This window comes from Terriglobia bacterium, from assembly GCA_035712365.1.
Lineage (GTDB): Bacteria > Acidobacteriota > Terriglobia > UBA7540 > UBA7540 > SCRD01.
Window position 1 is genome coordinate 82,093 of record DASTAW010000029.1, and the last position, 17,259, is coordinate 99,351.

At 58.0% G+C, this 17,259-nt stretch carries 11 protein-coding genes; 7 read left to right on the forward strand and 4 right to left on the reverse strand.

The annotated features are described in order from the left end of the window. Positions 1-203 precede the first annotated feature (203 nt). The 3 genes from VFQ24_08285 to VFQ24_08295 all read left to right on the forward strand — a co-directional run bounded on the left by VFQ24_08285 (position 204) and on the right by VFQ24_08295 (position 4,216). Positions 204-692 carry a RidA family protein gene (locus tag VFQ24_08285; protein ID HET9178341.1) on the forward strand — a complete coding sequence of 163 codons (489 nt, stop codon included), beginning with the start codon at positions 204-206 and terminating at the stop codon, positions 690-692. 188 nt (positions 693-880) lie between these two features. Next, a complete protein-coding gene (locus tag VFQ24_08290; protein HET9178342.1) occupies positions 881-1,807 on the forward strand; it encodes an RraA family protein in 927 nt (308 codons plus the stop codon). 126 nt (positions 1,808-1,933) lie between these two features. Then, complete coding sequence (locus VFQ24_08295; protein ID HET9178343.1) at positions 1,934-4,216, forward strand: discoidin domain-containing protein; 2,283 nt, start codon at positions 1,934-1,936, stop codon at positions 4,214-4,216. Between the two features lie 126 nt (positions 4,217-4,342). Here the strand turns inward: VFQ24_08295 and VFQ24_08300 are convergent, their stop codons facing one another. Further along, on the reverse strand, positions 4,343-5,884 hold the full coding sequence (locus tag VFQ24_08300; GenBank protein ID HET9178344.1) for a tetratricopeptide repeat protein: 1,542 nt from the start codon (positions 5,882-5,884) through the stop codon (positions 4,343-4,345). Between the two features lie 713 nt (positions 5,885-6,597). Here VFQ24_08300 and VFQ24_08305 point away from each other — a divergent pair. The 4 genes from VFQ24_08305 (at position 6,598) to VFQ24_08320 (ending at position 13,169) form a co-directional block, all read left to right on the forward strand. Further along, a complete protein-coding gene (locus VFQ24_08305) occupies positions 6,598-10,149 on the forward strand; it encodes a carboxypeptidase regulatory-like domain-containing protein (protein ID HET9178345.1) in 3,552 nt (1,183 codons plus the stop codon). Between the two features lie 97 nt (positions 10,150-10,246). Further along, positions 10,247-11,845, forward strand: coding sequence for a tetratricopeptide repeat protein (locus tag VFQ24_08310; protein HET9178346.1), 1,599 nt, complete (start codon positions 10,247-10,249; stop codon positions 11,843-11,845). Positions 11,846-12,180: 335 nt separating this feature from the next. After that, positions 12,181-12,675, forward strand: a complete 495-nt coding sequence (locus tag VFQ24_08315; GenBank protein ID HET9178347.1) for a RidA family protein — start codon at positions 12,181-12,183, stop codon at positions 12,673-12,675. Between the two features lie 26 nt (positions 12,676-12,701). Further along, positions 12,702-13,169 carry a RidA family protein gene (locus VFQ24_08320; protein HET9178348.1) on the forward strand — a complete coding sequence of 156 codons (468 nt, stop codon included), beginning with the start codon at positions 12,702-12,704 and terminating at the stop codon, positions 13,167-13,169. Positions 13,170-13,228: 59 nt separating this feature from the next. On the opposite strand, the gene VFQ24_08325 is transcribed toward VFQ24_08320, so the two are convergent. The 3 genes from VFQ24_08325 to VFQ24_08335 form a co-directional block, all read right to left on the reverse strand. Continuing rightward, the gene (locus VFQ24_08325) at positions 13,229-14,509 is read right to left on the reverse strand and encodes an aminotransferase class V-fold PLP-dependent enzyme (GenBank protein ID HET9178349.1); all 1,281 of its coding nucleotides are present in this window, start codon (positions 14,507-14,509) and stop codon (positions 13,229-13,231) included. Positions 14,510-14,669: 160 nt separating this feature from the next. Further along, positions 14,670-16,040, reverse strand: a complete 1,371-nt coding sequence (locus tag VFQ24_08330) for a mandelate racemase/muconate lactonizing enzyme family protein (GenBank protein ID HET9178350.1) — start codon at positions 16,038-16,040, stop codon at positions 14,670-14,672. A gap of 96 nt (positions 16,041-16,136) precedes the next feature. Then, positions 16,137-17,240 (reverse strand): mannonate dehydratase, encoded by a 1,104-nt coding sequence (locus VFQ24_08335; GenBank protein ID HET9178351.1) that lies wholly within the window; start codon positions 17,238-17,240, stop codon positions 16,137-16,139. Between the last annotated feature and the right edge of the window lie 19 nt (positions 17,241-17,259).

Sequence of the window (17,259 nt, forward strand, 5' to 3'; positions counted from 1 at the left end):
TCCGCGGGTACTCGGGTGGACCATGCCACATCGACCTTTGTAGCTACACAAAACAATTGCAACAAGCCCGGTTCTCGCGTATAAGTGGGGGTCGAATAAATCCAAACTTCCGGTGTGATTCACCAGTCGAGATTGAGACGCGGGAACACCCCTCGCGTGCCGACCGCGGGTGGATCTTTCATGGCGCCGGCCAAGGAGAGGAAATGAAGAAAGCGACGATTGTCCTGGCGATTGCTTCGGTGGCAGCGATAACGTTTGGCTGTGCGGGGCCAAGTAACCAACAGCCTGCGGAGGCGGCTGCCCAGATGCCCGCCGAACATGTGCAGGCCATCAACCCGCCGGGAACTCCGGCAGGGTTGCCGTTCAGCAATGGAATTCTTGTGGGTAATACCCTTTACGTGGCGGGTACGCAGGGAACCGACGCCAACGGAAAGCTTCCGCCGGATATTGAGAGCCAGACCCGGGCCGCCCTGCAGTTGATCCAGAAAATCGTCGAGGGCGGAGGGATGACCATGGGCAACGTGGTGGCCGTGAACGTCTATCTGTCGGACGTTAATGAGTTCGGGAAGATGAACAACGCCTACAAGACGTTTTTCCCCGATCCCAAACCCACGCGTACAACCGTGCAGGTGGCCAAGCTGGTGAATGGCGCAAAAATTGAAATCTCCGCTATCGCCGTAAAGCCGCGCTAGTGTAGTAATTCCCATTACGCAAGGCCAGGCCGTTGTGAGAGGCCGAAAATTGGGGCGCCAGCGAATGGCCCGAACGCAAAGCGGCGGCAAGCCGCCGCACTCCATAACCCGCAAGTCTGGTGAAGCTTTTGCTGTTCGACTCCGGCAGGCTTGATCGAATGACCAAAGCGAAGGGAGAACAGAGAACCATGATTCAACGCAGGGGCGCTAGGATTTTCTTCGGCATCGTGCTCGTCCTGAGTTCTTCCTTTTTTGCGATTCCCGCTTATGGCCAGCTTGGAATGTTTTCTCATCAGCAACTCATCGAGTTTACGCCGGATTGGCACGGGGCGCGGTTTGCCGACGGACGTCCGGACGTGCCCGATTCCATGCTGCAGCGCTTGCAGGACGTGACGGCGGAACAAGCCTGGGAAGTGCTGCAGCGCGCGGGATATCACAACCAGTTTGAGTCTGGGTGGACGGTAGTCAACCCGCAGAAGCAGAGGCTGGTGGGACGCGTGGTGACGGCGGTGTTCATGCCGTTTCGGCCCGACTTGGATTCGGTAATCCGTGCCAATGGCAAGAAGGAAGGGGAATCAGTTCAGGGCGAGAATTCCTGGATCATCAACCGGCTGCAGCCGGGGGACGTAATGGTGGTGGACCTGTTTGGGAAAATCAAGGACGGGACGATCATCGGGGGGAACCTGGCCACCTCGGTGTACACAAAGACCCATAACGGAATCATCGTGAATGGGTCGATCCGCGATACGGCCGAGATCGAGGAGATGAAAGGGTTCGAGGTTTTTTGCCGCGGGACGGACCCATCAGCTTTGCGGAACGTGACGCTGATGGGAATCAACGTGCCCATCCGCATGGGGCAGGCGACCGTCATGCCGGGGGACATCGCGGTGAGCGATCCGGAAGGGATCACGTTTATCCCGCCGCAACTGGCGGAGCAGGTGGCGGACCACGCGGAAATGGACCACCTGGTCGATGATTGGGGATTTATGATGCTGCGGGAGAAGAAGTACAGCCCTGGGCAAATCGACGGCCGATGGACGCCGCAGATGATTGAAGAGTTCAATGCTTACGCGGCCAAACGTGGATCGAAGCTGAGGATGCCAGTTCCAAAATAGAACTTGATCGTTTGATTTAGCACGGCAGAGATATCCCACCTTTATTGAACAGGGCAGCAGTCCCAATCGCGATCATTGTCAGTTTTCATCCGGGTCTGCCGCGATTTCGAACGGAGCCATTCAGCAATGAAAAACGCTGATGACAGTGTTCTCCAGCCTCGCATGTCGCGGCGCAGGTTTCTGACCGGCACGGCAGGAGCTGCCGCGCTGTCGTCGCTGTCTGGCGTGGCTTCCGCCGAACCGGCGATCGGCCAAAGCAGCGGAGGTGAAGCGATCTCTAACACAACGCTGCTCCGCGTTGACGTAAATCCAGGCCATGTGGTGAACTCTTTTGACCCTGATGAAAGCCTGGGAAGTTCGATGGACGAATTGTCCCCATCGATCATCGAAAAGATCTACACTCCTGAAATTATTCGTGAGTGCCTTTCCGCGGGCTGGGGACCCATTACCTACCGCCTCCACACCGAACTGGCGATTGAAGCCTGGCATTGGAATTCGGACGGCGAGTGGAGTGACCCTGGCAAGCGGCAAGGGTACTTTACCGGCAATGCAACGCCCAAAGAGTCTTTGCGCAATTCGTTTGGCTATCCGCTTCCGCGCCGCGGCACCACCAGCAACGGAGGGGCCGCCCGAGGCTACTCGCGGCTGACGGACGGCGATTCCGATACCTTCTGGAAGAGCAATCCCTACCTGACGCGGACCTATACCGGAGAGGATGACGCGCTGCATCCCCAGTGGATCATCCTGGACCTTGCTGCGATGCACAAAGTGAATGCCATTCGCATCGACTGGGGCAACCCGTATGCGAGTGCTTACGACGTGCAATACTGGACCGGCAACGACCCCATGAGCTGGGAGGGCCAGTATACTGCGGGCGGCGGAGGGGTTGCGCAGCAAGCCTCGGGGCGCTGGAACCTTTTCACCTATGGCAAAGTGCGTGACGGAAGCGGTGGGCGAGTGACGCTGAAGCTTTCCCGGTCGCCAGTGGCAACACGTTGGATTCGGGTCGTGATGACGAAGTCCGCTAATGGCCCGGGACCGTCTGCCACCGGCGATCCGCGCGACCGGCTTGGCTATGCGATCCATCAGGTATATGCAGGCACACTACAGGATGATAGAACCTTTGTCGACCTGGTGAAACACGCCCCTGACGCCAGCCAGACGGCAACCTACTGTTCCTCGACGGACCCCTGGCATTCCGCTTCTGACCTGAATCCTCACGGCTCGCAGACCGGGTTTGATTTGTTTTTCACCAGCGGGATCACGAACAAGCTGCCGGCCATCATCCCCGTGGCTATTCTCTACAGCATTCCGGAAGACGCCGCAGCCCAGATCGCATATCTCAAGAAACGAGGTTATCCTGTCGGGCGGGTTGAGATGGGCGAAGAATGCGACGGGCAATATTACATGCCCGAAGATTACGCTGCTCTCTATCTGCAATTCGCTGATGCCATCCACAAGGTTGATCCTGACATCAAGCTTGGCGGGCCGGTGTTTCAGGGCATCAACCAGGACATTTCCGTCTGGCCGGACGTGCAGGGACGGACTTCCTGGTTCGGGCGCTTTTTGGATTACCTCAAGGCGCGCGGGCGAATTCAGGACCTCACCTTCGTCTCCTTTGAACACTATCCCTTTGATCCATGTTCGGTGAACTGGGCGGATCTCTATCGCGAGCCGGAACTGACGCGAAGCTGCCTCCAGGCGCTGCGCGATGACGGTCTGCCGGATGGCGTACCGCTGATGAATACGGAGAGCAATGTTTCCTGGGAGATGACGCCGTATATGTCGGACATCTTCTCTGGTCTTTGGCTGGCCGACAGCGTCGGCAGCTTCTTTCTCGAGGGCGGCGGCGCCTATTTCCATTCGCCCATCCAGCCTCAGGCGCCCAACCATGGGTGCCGCGGATGGGGCACCTGGAGCAACTTCGTTTGCGACTCCAATTTTAAGATCAAAGGATATACGGCGGAGTACTACGCCAGCCATCTGATCAACCTGGAATGGGCGTCCCATCACTCGGGCGTTCACCACATGTTTCGAGTTGTGGGGACCGTGCCGGATGCCGCGGGAAACGCGCTGATTACGAGCTATGCGCTGCAGCGGCCGGACAGCGATTGGGCAATCTTGCTGATTAACAAAGACCAGAATAATGCCCGGACGATTCAGGTGGCGTTTGAGGATTCAGAAAGCGGGCGGGTGAGCCATTTTGCGGGTCAGGTCCAGGTGGTGACGTACGGCAGCGAACAATACGTCTGGCATTCAACGGGACCGGACTCCCACGCCGACCCGGACGATCCGCCCCGACGCGCGACTGTTCCTGGCGGCCCGGACGCGCGTTTCACATTGCCGAAAGCTTCCATCACCGTGCTGCGGGGCAGGCTTGAAGCTGGAGAGCGGCAACAGTCCTACTGAGAATTGCAAAATATGGTGACAAGTTCGTTTGTAGCGCCGCCGTCCCGGCGGCACTGAAGTTCCTCGCTCTATTATGCAATCCTCATTAAGCGCCTGTGCAAGCAGGCGCAAGGCAACTGATACAACTCAGGGCAGCCCCAGCTCTTTCTTCACACCCTCGTAAAAGACTTCTCTGTCGCTGATATTTTGCTTCTTGAGTTTGGCGAAGGCGGCGGCCGCGCGTGCGGACTTCTCTTTTTCGCCCAGCCTGTTGTAAGCCTGGACGAGCTGATAATAGCCCTGGGCCAGACTGGGATCGAGGCTGATTGCTTTTTCGGTTTCCTGGGCTGCCAGGTCAGGATGATTGCTCCGCAGCAGGAGTTTTCCAAGCTGGTAGTGGAGCGGCGCGTATTTCGGATCGACGCTAATGGCCTGCCTGTAAACCGCTTCGGCATCGGCAAGGCGGTCCTGCCGCATCAGAATTTCGCCCAGGTAGTACCGGAAGTGCGCGTTGCCCGGGCTCAATTCAACCGCTTTGCGGAGATACGCCTCGCCTTCCTGATTGTTCCCTTCACTGGCGAGGCTGACCGCGTAAAGGAAAAGCGCACGGGCGGAATCGGGCTGAAGCTCAAACGATTCCTGGAGGTACTTCCGCGCTTCTGGGTATCGCTTTTCGCAATAGAGGCTCACCCCGGCGCTGTAATACGGGTCCGGCCACTTCGGGGCCAGCTTGATGGCCTTTTCCAGCAGCGAGAGCGCGGAGTCGTGCTGGCCAAGGTGCTGATCAATTCGAGCGGCGAGCAACAGATACTGAGGCTGGCTGGGGTCCATGCTGACCGCCGTGGTCGCATCCTTAGCCGCGACGGCGTATTCCCGCAACAGATATTTCGCCCCGGCCAGGAGATAATAATCTTCCGCCGTCTCAGGGCTTTTGATGAGTGCGATCGCTTGCTGAGGCTGCTTCGATTCCAGGTAAGCCACCGCAAGCGCGTGCCGGAATTCCGTCGAGTCAGGCCGCAGAGCGTGCGCTCGTGAGAGATATGGGACGGCGTCGTCGGCCTCGTGGTTTTCCAGGAACAACTGGCCAACGGCCGCCTGCCAGTTGAAGTCCGAGTCCAAAGGCATCGCCGCTTTCCTGGCCTCCGCCCTGGCTTCATCAAGCCTGTTTGCCGCCAGTTCCGCGCGGACCAGATTGTAAGCAACCTCGGGCCTGCTCTCACCGGGCGTCTGGGCCTTGAGCAAGTGCTCAATGGCCTCATCCGGCTTGCCTTCGTCCAGAAGGACGACCCCAAGGTTGTAATTTGCGTTGAGGTCGTTCGGGCGCAGGGACACGGCAACCCGGAGCTCCCGAAGTCCTTCCCCGGCTTCTTTGTTTCGCAGGAGCGCCATGCCAAGCCCGTAATGAGAGCTGAAATCATTCGGTTGCATTTTAACGGCGTATTCAAAGGCCGCGATCGCCCCTGCCGTGTTGCCGCTCTGGAACTCAACCTCTCCCAGCAGCTCGTAAGCCTTGGCGTTTGCCGGGTCAATCCGGACGGCCAATTCGAGTTCCGCTCTGGCACGGTCGAAGTCCTTCTGCGCCAGATACTTACTTGCCTGGTCGAGATGGGCGAGGGCGGATTGGGATGCTGCCCCGCTGGTCTGCCTGGCAGAGTAAGGCGAAGCGGCGGCGAGGCTTGCGACGAGCACAGCCAAAGCAAAATTCTTTAGACGCCGATGCCACACCATGCGCCTAATGTTAGACCAATCGAGCCATGGCCATCGGATTTTCTCAATCAGGCGCCATAGTCCGGAGGAGGGCGCAAAAGCCATGAAACCTCGGTAGATTTCGCTTGACATCGCCAACTCACCAGTGGTACCTCTGAGACGTAACGAACTGATATTATCCTGTCGAAAATTCCATACTATGGGAGGGTTGTTCTGGTGTTGCGAAGCCCCATCAGGCAGGATGCCAAACGGGTTGTTGCGCTCGATCCTATCCTCCCACATTTAATTTAATGACAGGATGCAGTTTTCTTTCGATGGTGCGTGTTTCACTTCTATGCGCTAATAGATGAGCCGCTTGCGGGCTGACGTGAGGTGCTGTTCTCCAGGGCGCCGAGGCTGTACGCCGATCATGCGCCGCCGGGAAGGGTGCATCACGTTGCAGCGAGTTGGTCTGCGGGATCTCCTGCGTCGGGAAGGGCTCTGTGTTTCACGCTGCTCGGTTTCCATTCACTTTCGCGGCGTGAGAACTTGCCCTGCATAAGGTCCGTCTCGGATGTATTCAGCGTGGCCGAGGCTGATAACCGTCCGTTGAATTCGATGAGCAGCGGGTGTGTACAGGCGGGTCGCCCGAGTGCTTCACGCTGGGTGCAGACAGCGAAGTAGACTGATTCAGATACAGGAGGAGGAACCTCACAATGAAACAGGGGCGATTCTCTCAGGTCATGCTGGTTGTTTTGGCTTTGACGATGGTCGCTGTGGTTCCGCAGTTGCGAGCGCAGACGGACACGGGGTCCGTCTCCGGCGCGGTAACGGACCCGTCGGGTGCTGCCGTTCCGGGGGCCAATGTTACCCTGCGTAACGGTGAGACGGGCTCGGTGACGAAAACCACCTCAAACTCCAGCGGGGTCTATGGCTTCCCTGTGGTGCCGGTTGGCTCAAACTACAGCGTTACGGTGGAGGCAAAGGGCTTCAGGACTTATGTGCAGAGTGGAATCACTCTGCTCATCAATCAGGCCCTGCGCGTCGATGCCAAGCTCGCCATCGGTAGCGAACAGCAGTCGGTGGAAGTTTCGGCCCAGGCGGTCCAGGTAGCCACCGAAAATACTTCCATGGGCGACGTGATCGAGAGCCGCAAAATGCTCTCTCTGCCGCTCAACGGCCGCAGCTACATCGATCTGCTCGGTCTCCAGGCTGGCGTCGTGCCGGAAACCACCCAGGGATCATTGCAGGATCGCCCGGTGGCAGGCACTGGCAACTCCGGAAACTTCTCGGTAAATGGAGGCAGGGAAGCTGCCAACGGATTCATGCTGAATGGCGGCAGCGTGGAAGAGGGGAGAAACAATGGCGCCGGCCTCGTCCCCAATCTGGATTCGATCGAGGAATTCAAGGTGATCACCAACGCCGGCTCGGCAGAATATGGCCAGTATTCCGGAGCGATTGTCAACGTGGTGACCAAAGGCGGCACGAATGAATGGCACGGTTCCGGGTTTGAGTTCGTTCGCAACGAGAAGTTCGACGCACGTAACTTCTTCGATCCGGACCGCGGAGCATTTAAGAGGAATCAGTTTGGAGGCACCATTGGCGGGCCGATCATCAAGAACCGGCTTTTCATTTTCGGCGATTATCAGGGAACGCGCCAGTCTCTCGGAGTTTCAACCGGCTCGATCTCGGTGCCTACTGCCGATCAGCGGGCAGGCAATGTGGCTGACTTGCTTGATCCGAATCCTAGCAAGTTTTCGCCTTCGCTCGTCAAGGGGTGCGCTCCGGGGAATGGTTGTCTGAACGACGTCTTGAGCGCCCGACTGGGTTATACCGTGAATGACGGGGAACCGTATTACACTCCTGGCTGCGCGAGTACCGCGGCTTGTGTTTTCCCCGGTGGCATCATTCCCCAGAGCGCCTGGTCGGCGCCTTCCCTTGCACTCGAGCAATTTATTCCCGAGCCAACTCCCGGCCTGGGCGGTGCGACGTTCTCGACGACGTCTCAAAAACAGCACTTGCGTGACGATAAATTCTCCGCGCGTGGAGACCTTGATACCGCAGGCTATGGCCGCTGGTCATTGTACTATGCGCTTGATAACACCAACCTGCTGGATCCTTTCCCTGCGGCGAACGTTCCGGGTTTCGCTGCTTCAACTCCCCAGCAGGCGATGCAAACCGTCCTCAGCAATACCCGCACATTCGGTTCGAGGAATGTGAATGAAGCCCACGCCGCTTTCTTCCGCACCGCCATGACCCAGCGCCAGCCCCAGGGAGGCTTGGTGTCGGACCTGTCCTCGCTGGGATTCGTCACGGGAGGTTTAGGCATCATTCCTGTGGTGCCGAGCCTTCAGGGTGTCCCTCTTACCACGCTTGACAACACGGGAGTCAGCTTCGGTCTGCCGGACGGCACAACCGGCCAGTTTAACAACACCTATCAGGTGTCCGATAGCTTCTCCTCGGTCCGGGGAAGACACACCATAAAGTTCGGAGGCAACTACCAGCGGTTCCAGATCAACGAAAGAAACACTTACGCCCAGAACGGCGTCTTTGATTTCGATGGCTCGGAAACGGGCAGCGACTTTGCCGATTTTCTGATTGGGGCGCCGGTGGGGTTTATCCAATCCAGCAGGCAGTTTCTGGATTCACGATCAGAATACGGCGCGCTGTATGTGGCAGACAGCTACAAGATGAAATCGAACTTGACGCTCAATTACGGGTTAAGGTGGGAAACCAGCACCTTCTTCCGTGACAAGTTAAATAGGACCCCGAGCAATTGCAGAATCCAGGCGATTAACTATAATGTCCAGTCGACGATATATCCGACTGCGCCCAAGGGCTGGCTGTGTCCTGGAGATCCGGGCGTCGCCCAAGGTCTGGCTCCCAACGATTACAAGAATTTCGCGCCCCGGATCGGCGTCGCATACTCTCCCGGTTTCAGCAGCGGCCTGATAGGCAAGGTCTTTGGCGGCCCCGGCAAATCCAGCATCCGCGCCTCCTATGGCATTTACTACACGAACGTCGAAGACCTCACCCAGTTTTTCGAGGTAGGTGATGTTCCGGCAGGTCTGTTTTACGTGAGTCCCACGCAGGTTTACTATGACCTTCCGTATAAAAACCGCGCAACCCCGGGAGGCCCCGGCCAGCGGTTCCCCTTTACGGTTCCCAATCCGCAAACCATCAACTGGGCGCAGCTACAGCCTATCGCGAGTTCTCCCGGATTTGATCTGAACAACAAGCTTCCTTACTCACAGCACTATGACTTCAGCATCCAGCGACAGTTTGGCGGCTCGACGCTCATGACTCTCGCCTATGTAGGGACAAACGGGCATCACCTGATAGCCGGTTATTCGGCAAATCCAGGTATCGCAGCCGTCTGTCTGGCGACACCGGGTTGCGATCGAAATGGTGAAGACTCCACATACGCCCTGAACGGAGGAAACTTTCAATACGGGACGCGTTCCCATTCGGTGACTTCGGGCCGATTCGCATTCGGACAGGGCCTGGGCGCCATACTGGACTTCGGGAGTAACAACTACACAGCAACGATTGCCAATTCCGCATACAATTCCCTGCAAGTTACGATGGAGAAAAGGGTGGGCGCCGTGCAGTTTCTTGGCGCTTACACCTGGTCAAAATCCATTGATGATTCCTCGGCGTTTGCGCAAAATATCAATCCGTTTAACGCAAAATTGAGCAGAGGTCTCTCCTCGTACGACATTGCACACAACTTCGTTTTCAGCTACACCTGGGCGCTGCCAGGCCCGTCTGCGGGAATCGGGAGAGCAGTGCTGGGCGGGTGGATATTTTCAGGAATTACGCGGCTGACGACGGGCTTCCCGATCGGTATGAGTAGCGGAGGAGACTACTCGCTTTGCGGATGCTCGGGCGTAGACCGGCCGAACTGGACTGGGCAATCCATTGAGACCTTCGATCCCAGAAAGACTGAAAACAACCAGTGGTTCTCGCCGGACACTTTCTTCCCTGAGTACGGCAGGGACCCCAACAACAAGATTCTCGGTGTTCCAGGCAACGCCGGACGGGCCTTCTTCCACGGCCCCGGAATTATCAACTTCGACATGGCGGTGCATAAAGACTTCAAGTTTACCGAGAGAGTTGGGCTGGAGTACCGCGCTGAATTCTTCAACGCGTTTAACCACGCTCAGTTCTACAATCCCTCAGGCAGCTTTACGTCGAGCACCTTCGGCCAGGTCACAAGCGCCCGCGCCCCTCGCATCATCCAGATGGGCATGAAGCTAAGCTTCTGACCGGGGCATTTGAAGACGCTTTCCAGCCGGGCTGCGTAGCGGCCACAGCATGTTCGCAGTCGCGCTGCCCGGTTTTCCCCATGGTGAAGGAAATGTAATGCCGGGTGCTTTGGGTGGGACTGGCCGCATCAGGAGAACCTTCTGGCGCGGTCTGCTTTTTCTGCTGCCCTCAGGGCTGATATTTTACAGCACGCCTTCCCGGGCCCAGACCCAGGGGCCTTCCAACGCAGACCAGCAATTGGCTGTTCAGCTAAATAAAGATGGCATTGGTCTCGCCAAAAAGTCTGACTACGCCTCCGCCATAGAGAAATTCCGCCGCGCCAGTGAACTCTGGCCGCAGTTTCCTGACTCGCAATACAACCTGGCAGCAACGCTTGAAAAGATCGGCCAGCTTGACCAGGCAATCAGCGCCTACAAGGCCGCCGTCCGCCTGAAACCTGATTCCGGACCCATGCACCTTGCGCTGGGACTGGCGTTGGCAAAGGACCAGGAGCTAGCGGGCGCTGCAAATGAGCTTCAGCAGGCGGTTGCGCTGTCGCCACAAGACCCTCTAGCGCATTACAATCTTGGCCTGACCTATGAGCAGCAAGGCAAGCCGCAGGATGCCCTGGTCGAGTATCGGAAGGCCATCCAGATCCGCCCGGAATTTGGTCCTGCGCACGAGCGGTTGGGGATTGTATTGCGCCGCCAGGGAAAGCAGCCTGAAGCAATTGAGGAATTCCAGTCCGCCGTTCGCCTTTCTCCCGAGGATGCAGATGCGCATTACAATCTCGGCCTCGCTCTGAAATCAGAGGGAAAACCGGACGAGGCGCTGAAAGAGATGGATGAAGCCCTCCGCTTGAAGCCGGACTTTGAGCAGGCCCGCTATAACCGGGCGATGATCATTCGCAGTCGCGGAGAGCAGGCACAAGCGAAGAAGGAGATGCAGGAAATTGCCGGCCTGAGCGAGTTCAGAGCCAAGGTGGCGCAGGCGAAGCACCTGACCTTGTCGGCGGCCGATCATCTGAAGGACCGCGAACCCGACAAGGCTCTTGCCGATCTTGCACCAGCACTGGAATACTGGAAAGACAATCCCGCCGCCTATTACCTGAAGGGTCTGGCTTTTGAACAGAAAGCAGATTTAGCAGAAGCACGGGCCAATCTTGAAAAAGCCGTTGACCTGAAGCCGGATTACCCGGAAGCACTGATCGGCCTGGGCCGCGTGCTGTGGGAACTCGGCGATCGTCAGGAGGCGATCGGTGAATTTGACAAGGCCGTTGCGGTTGCCCCTGATCTTGCAGAAGCGCATTACAATCGCGGCCTGGCGCAAGCCTGGTTGGGTGATGCCACAAGCGCCGCCGCTGAGTTCCGCACGGCGCTTGCTTTGAAGCCTGACTATGTTGACGCCGGCATCAACCTTGGCCTGACGCTCATGAAAATGCGGAAACTCGACGAGGCAATTCGACAATTCAAATCAATGGCCAAGGCATTCCCCGAGAGCGCTGGTGTCCAGAACAATCTGGGCCTGGCGCTGCTTGAACAAGGAAACGTCAATGAGGCTGCCGAGGCATTCCGGCAATCGCTGCGGCTGGACCCGGATTCGGCGGAGGCGCACTACAATCTGGCGCTCGCTCTCAGGAAGGAAGGCCAGGGTGAGGCTGCGGCGACGGAATTCAGGAGAGCGCAGGACCTGAATCCCTCCCTGCCGCCGCCCTGAGACGGCGGAACCCGGTTGCTTTCGGTGCACGAATATTTCAGAACGTGTGGTTTGCGAACCGTAACAGAGCCTGTCATTCCGATCCCGCAGAGCGGGAGAGGAATCTGCTGTAGTTGTGTGCGACTGGAAACAAAGCAGATTCCTCGGGCTGACTTGACAACATCGGCGCTCGGAATGACCGGGAGAGTTTTTCAGCGCCGAAGAGCACTCGCGTGCTGGATTCTGGCGTCCGAAAGTTATAGAATCTGCCGTACAAATCAACGTTGCTTTTTTCAGGGTTAGCAATCCCAGGTCATATGTATTGCTTCACAATGGGAGCCTCAGGAGGGAACAGCATGTTCAATATACCAGGGACGCACGAGCCAGTCACGAATTTGGCGCATTCGCCCAAAGCGGAAGCTGGTCCAGCCGCAGCTTTCTCCGGCGTTGCCGCGCAGGGCCAGGGCGGAGTCCAGAAACTCGGTTACGATGGCCAGCCTGCCAAGGGAGGGATCTCCCCGGTGGTTGTACACGATGGCCTGATCTACGTGGCGGGCCAGGGCGCCAATGAGCATCAGGAGGAGGCGACGCTGGACATTACGACCCACGTTCAGAGGGCGATGGACAACGTCAAGAAGCTGGTGGAGGCGGCGGGCGGCGACATGGACCATGTCCTGCAACTCACCGTGTATCTGGCGACGCTGGAATTTTACGACGCCATGAACAAGGCTTACCGTCCATATTTTCCGAACCGAGGTCCGGCCCGCTGCACGGTTGCGGTGGCCGGGATTCCCGGCAAATCTTTGGTTGAAATAAGTTGCATTGCGGCAGTCGTCCGCCAACAAGGATGAACCTGACTGACGAACAGGAGGAGACGATGGACACCAATCGAAATGAGAAACGGCGAACTTTCCTGACCAATCTGGCGGCGGTTGCAGCGTCGGTATGGGGGGCGCCCAAACTGCTGGCGCAGGCTGGCGATGCGCAGGCTGCCGCTCCACAGGCCAGCCCTAGACATCACGGTCCCATGGTGCACAACGGGCTGATTTACATCTCGGGCCAGGGAGCAAATGACAGCGGGGCCGTGGAGGGCGCGACGATTGAGGACCACACAAAAAAAGTGATGGAGAACATCAAGCGCATTGTGGAAGAGGGTGGCGGGACCATGGACAGCATTCTGCAACTGAATGTCTACCTGGCCACCCTGGAACATTATGAAGGGATGAACAAGGTTTATTATTCCTACTTCCCTAACGGCGGGCCGGCCCGTTGCACGGTTGCGGTGGCCGGCATCCCGGGCCGCTCGCTGCTGGAGATCAACGGGATTGCAGCGGTGGTGAAATGAGAGGCAAATTGAGCGGGCCGCTTGCAGCCGTATTTCAACGCCTGCAAAGCACGCCCGCTTCAGGCCGACTTGCGCGCTTCCGTTAGGACCTCACGCAGCCGCCGGCCAACAATAAGGTCTTCTCCATTCTGAAGGCTCATGGAGATGATCTCGAGATGGTTGTCGGCGCCGGGCCTCATAAAGTCTTTATCGAGCCGGGCCAGCACTCCGCTCGGATTGCTGGCTGTCAGGACTTCGATTCTGGGCTCCCCATCGCTCAGCTTCTTCGCGCAATCCTGCACGCTGAATTTCCAGGCTTGCTCGTCCCACATGACCCTCAGTGTGGGGTAGCGGTTTCCGCCCTTGGGCACATAGATATTGGTCTTGACGCCGGGCACGGTGTCCACCAGTTTGGCGATCCGCTTGACCCGCGCGTCCCACTGCCGATAGAGGGTGTCCGGATCTAATTTCGTCCACGCTTCCACAGCCGCCAGGCAGCCCATGATTTCTTCTTTTCCCACTTTCATGGGCCGGCATACGGCGCCTTCCCAGGGGTTCGTGTTGGCCAGCGCCGCTTCAATCAAATCTTTCCGCCCGAGCAGAAGACCGGAACACTGCGGTCCCAGCAGGCCCTTGCCGCCGCTGAAGCAATAGAGATCGCAGCCCATCTGTGAATAGAGCCACAAATTCGAGATGGGCGGAATGCCGGCGGCATCGTCCAGCAGCAGAGGCACGCCCGCGCGCTTGGTGATCTCCAATGCTTTCTTGAGTGGGTCGCCCAGGCGGGTGGTGTAAACCATGGCGGTCTTGTCGTTGATCGCGCTCTGCAATTCTTCGGGCGTATGGACGACCACCAGCTTGCCGCCTGCCAGCCGAATCGCGTTGTCAAAAGCAATGCGGCCGCCGAACATGATCACCTGGTCTTTCATGCCGGTCGTGTCCGGCAATTGCCAGATCTTCTGTGGGTCGGTTCCCGCGATGCAACCGGCTGTGGCCGAAGCCATGGCCCCGGCAGCGCCGGAAGTCACCATGCCCGACTCCGCGCCGGAGAGTTCCGCCAGCCGCCGGCCTACAGCGTGTTGAAGCTCGTTGATGTCGACATAATGCCTGGCTGCTTCCAATTGGGCTTGCTTCACTTCTGGAAGTTCCAGGCTGGCGCTGAGATAAGTCCAGGTCCCGCGCGCGTTGATCAGCGTTCGGACGCCCAGGTCCTTATAAGTGGGGACCTGGTTTCGAGTTAAGTTTTTGACGCCGGTCCGGGCCTTGCCAAACATGTCCTGGGCGGCGATCTGCCCCAATAAGGGCAGGGCTACCGCCCACTTGACGAATGTTCGCCGATCAGACGATAACTTCGTGGCCATTGCTGCCACCTCCACGCAATTCTGGAATTAAAAAATGCAGCCTGTTATCTGGCAGGCTGCTCAGTATATCATCGCGCGCGAAACTGGGCATCGTGCATTCGCCGCACAGCCTTCCGCCAGAAAGAGCCGCCGTCCCCGGACGTCTCCAGCGCACCCTCGCTCAGCTCCACAAACGGTCCCAGGAGCGTTCCTCGTCCCACTGAGTGGTTGGTTCGAAATAGCCTGTACCAGGTTTCAGGTGCTGCCGGACGACATCCTCGTTGAGGGTCACGCCAAGGCCGGGCCGGTCAGGCACGGTGATATAGCCCCTGTGGATGATCGGTTTATCAATGCCCTCCACAAGGTCCTGCCACCACGGCACGTCGAGGGAGTGATTTTCCATGGCGAGAAAGTTCCGGGTGGCTGCCGCGCAGTGGACGCTGGCCAGACAGGCAATGGGCGTTCCCGCCATGTGCATGGCCATTGGGACCCCATATTTGAAAGCCATATCGCCGATTCGGTGGGTCCGCAGGATTCCACCGGAGGATGAAAGGTCGGGATGAATTTTATCCACGGCATGGTTTGCGCAAAGGGTTTCAAAATCTTCCTCGCGGTAGATGTCTTCGCCGGTGAGTGTTGGCGTAGGACTCTCAGCGGTAATGCGCTTCAGCAGATCGGTGTAATACCAGGGGACCACATCTTCAATCCATGAAAGGTTGAACTTTTCATAGGCCTCGCCCAGGCGGATGCAAGACTTGACCCCGATGTGTCCCAGATGGTCCATGGATAGCGGAATCTCCATGCCCACCGCCTCGCGCACGGCTGCCACAAATTCGCTCAATTTTTCGATGCCCTTGTCGGTGACTTCCGTCGCGACGAACGGATGCGGCTGGAAATCTTCCTCCCACTTGCTCAGTCCGGAAGGCCGCGTCACCGTGCCGGGAATATCTTCGACGAGATTGATCCCAAGGTCCATTTTCAACCACGTCAGGCCCATCTCTTCCTTGCGAGCCTTCATGCGCTGGGCGTAGATTCCAGGGTCCTTGGATTCGGTGGTATCCGCGTAAATCCTGATCTCGTCGCGCCATTTGCCGCCCAGCATCTGGTAGATGGGAACGTTGTAAACCTTCCCCGCAATGTCCCACAGCGCCATCTCGATGGAGACCACTCCGCCCGCCTGGCGCGCATCACCGCCAAATTGCTTGATCTTCTGGAAGATGTAGTCAACGCGAAGAGGGTTCTCGCCGAGGATGCGGCCCTTGAGCATCAGCGCGTAGGTTGCGCTTGCTCCATCACGCACCTCGCCCAGCCCGTAAACACCCTGGTTGGTGTCAATCCGTATGATGGGGCAGGGGCTTGGACCCGGTTTCACGACCGTTGCGACGCGAAGGTCGGTGATCTTCAGGGTTGACGGACTTGAATTGGTATTAACGTGCTGCTGAATCTGCGCTTCCGCTCCGGCTTCCGAGCCAAGAAGCGCGCCGCCGAGCATAGCGGCAGAAGACTTTAGAACTCCCCGCCGGTTAATCCTCATAGCATCCTCTTTGGACATCGTTCCATCACCTCCTCAGTTTCTCGTGGGCTGGCCCTGCGGCGCCGTTCAATTCCGTTCGATTAGTGCGCCGCCAATGGCTGGCGCCAACGACCACTAAACGTAGGGAATGTGCCGGCTGGCCAGAATTCCTTTGATATACCCCACGCCAAAAATCTTGCCCAGTATGCCGTACCCCGGATGGACGTTGACCTCGCCATCAAGGATCGGGTCATGGTCGGGACGCAACGGAACGTGGACGCCGCTGTCATGGAGCGCCTGATAAACCTTTCCGAAATCAATGGCGCCGTCGTCCTGAAAAGTCTCCACAAAATTGTTCCGCGTGCCTCGAAGGTTGCGCGAGTGGATGAAAAAGATCTTCTTCTCGCGGCCGAATTCACGCGCGACGGCCTCGAGATCTGCGCCCATCAGATAGTAAACCGATATCTCAAACGTCACGCCGTTCACCGGACTTGGCACAATGCTCATCACGCGGCGGTAGGCGTCGGGGCTGATGATGATGCGGGCAATGCCGCGCAGTTCGGGCACGGGCGGATCGTCGGGGTGCAGGGCCATCTTCACATTCGTCTTCTCGGCTTCCGGCATGACGGCTTTCAGGAAGTAGGTGACGTTGTCCCACATCTTTTCTTCGCTGATTCGGCCCCACTTTGTGAGCTCTTTGGGAACCTCGCTGACGTTGAAGGAAACAGTGCTGCAGCCGCCGCGCCCAGGGAGGTGCATCCGGGTGCGATACCAGTCAATGCCTGCCATGAAGTCATAGCAGACCATCGGAATGCCCGCCTTGCCGATGGCATGGATCGCCGCGATATAGTTTTCAATCTCTTCGTCGCGCCCCGGCAGCCCGAGCTTGATTTTCTCCGCCGGCACCGGATGGCTCTCAATGCCTGCGATGGTAAGCCCAGCGGCTTCGTAGTCGGCCTTGATTTTGGCCACCGTATCGACATAGCGGGAGCGCGGCACGCGGCTGAGCTCGCCAGCCGTCCCGGCAATCGCATGAGTGACGCCGATCTGCTTTGCGAGTTTCACTCTGTGCGGATCGTCGATGCCACACACCAGGCAGATCTTGAACTTGTCCTCATCGGCCACTCCTTTGTCTTGTGCCGCGCGAGCCGGCGCCTCTTTGGCAGCCGAAGGTAGAGCGGTTGCGGCAAGGGCTGCCAACGCGCCCTGCATGCATTCGCGCCGATTGAGTTTGGGCATATGGATTCCCTCCCCGGGC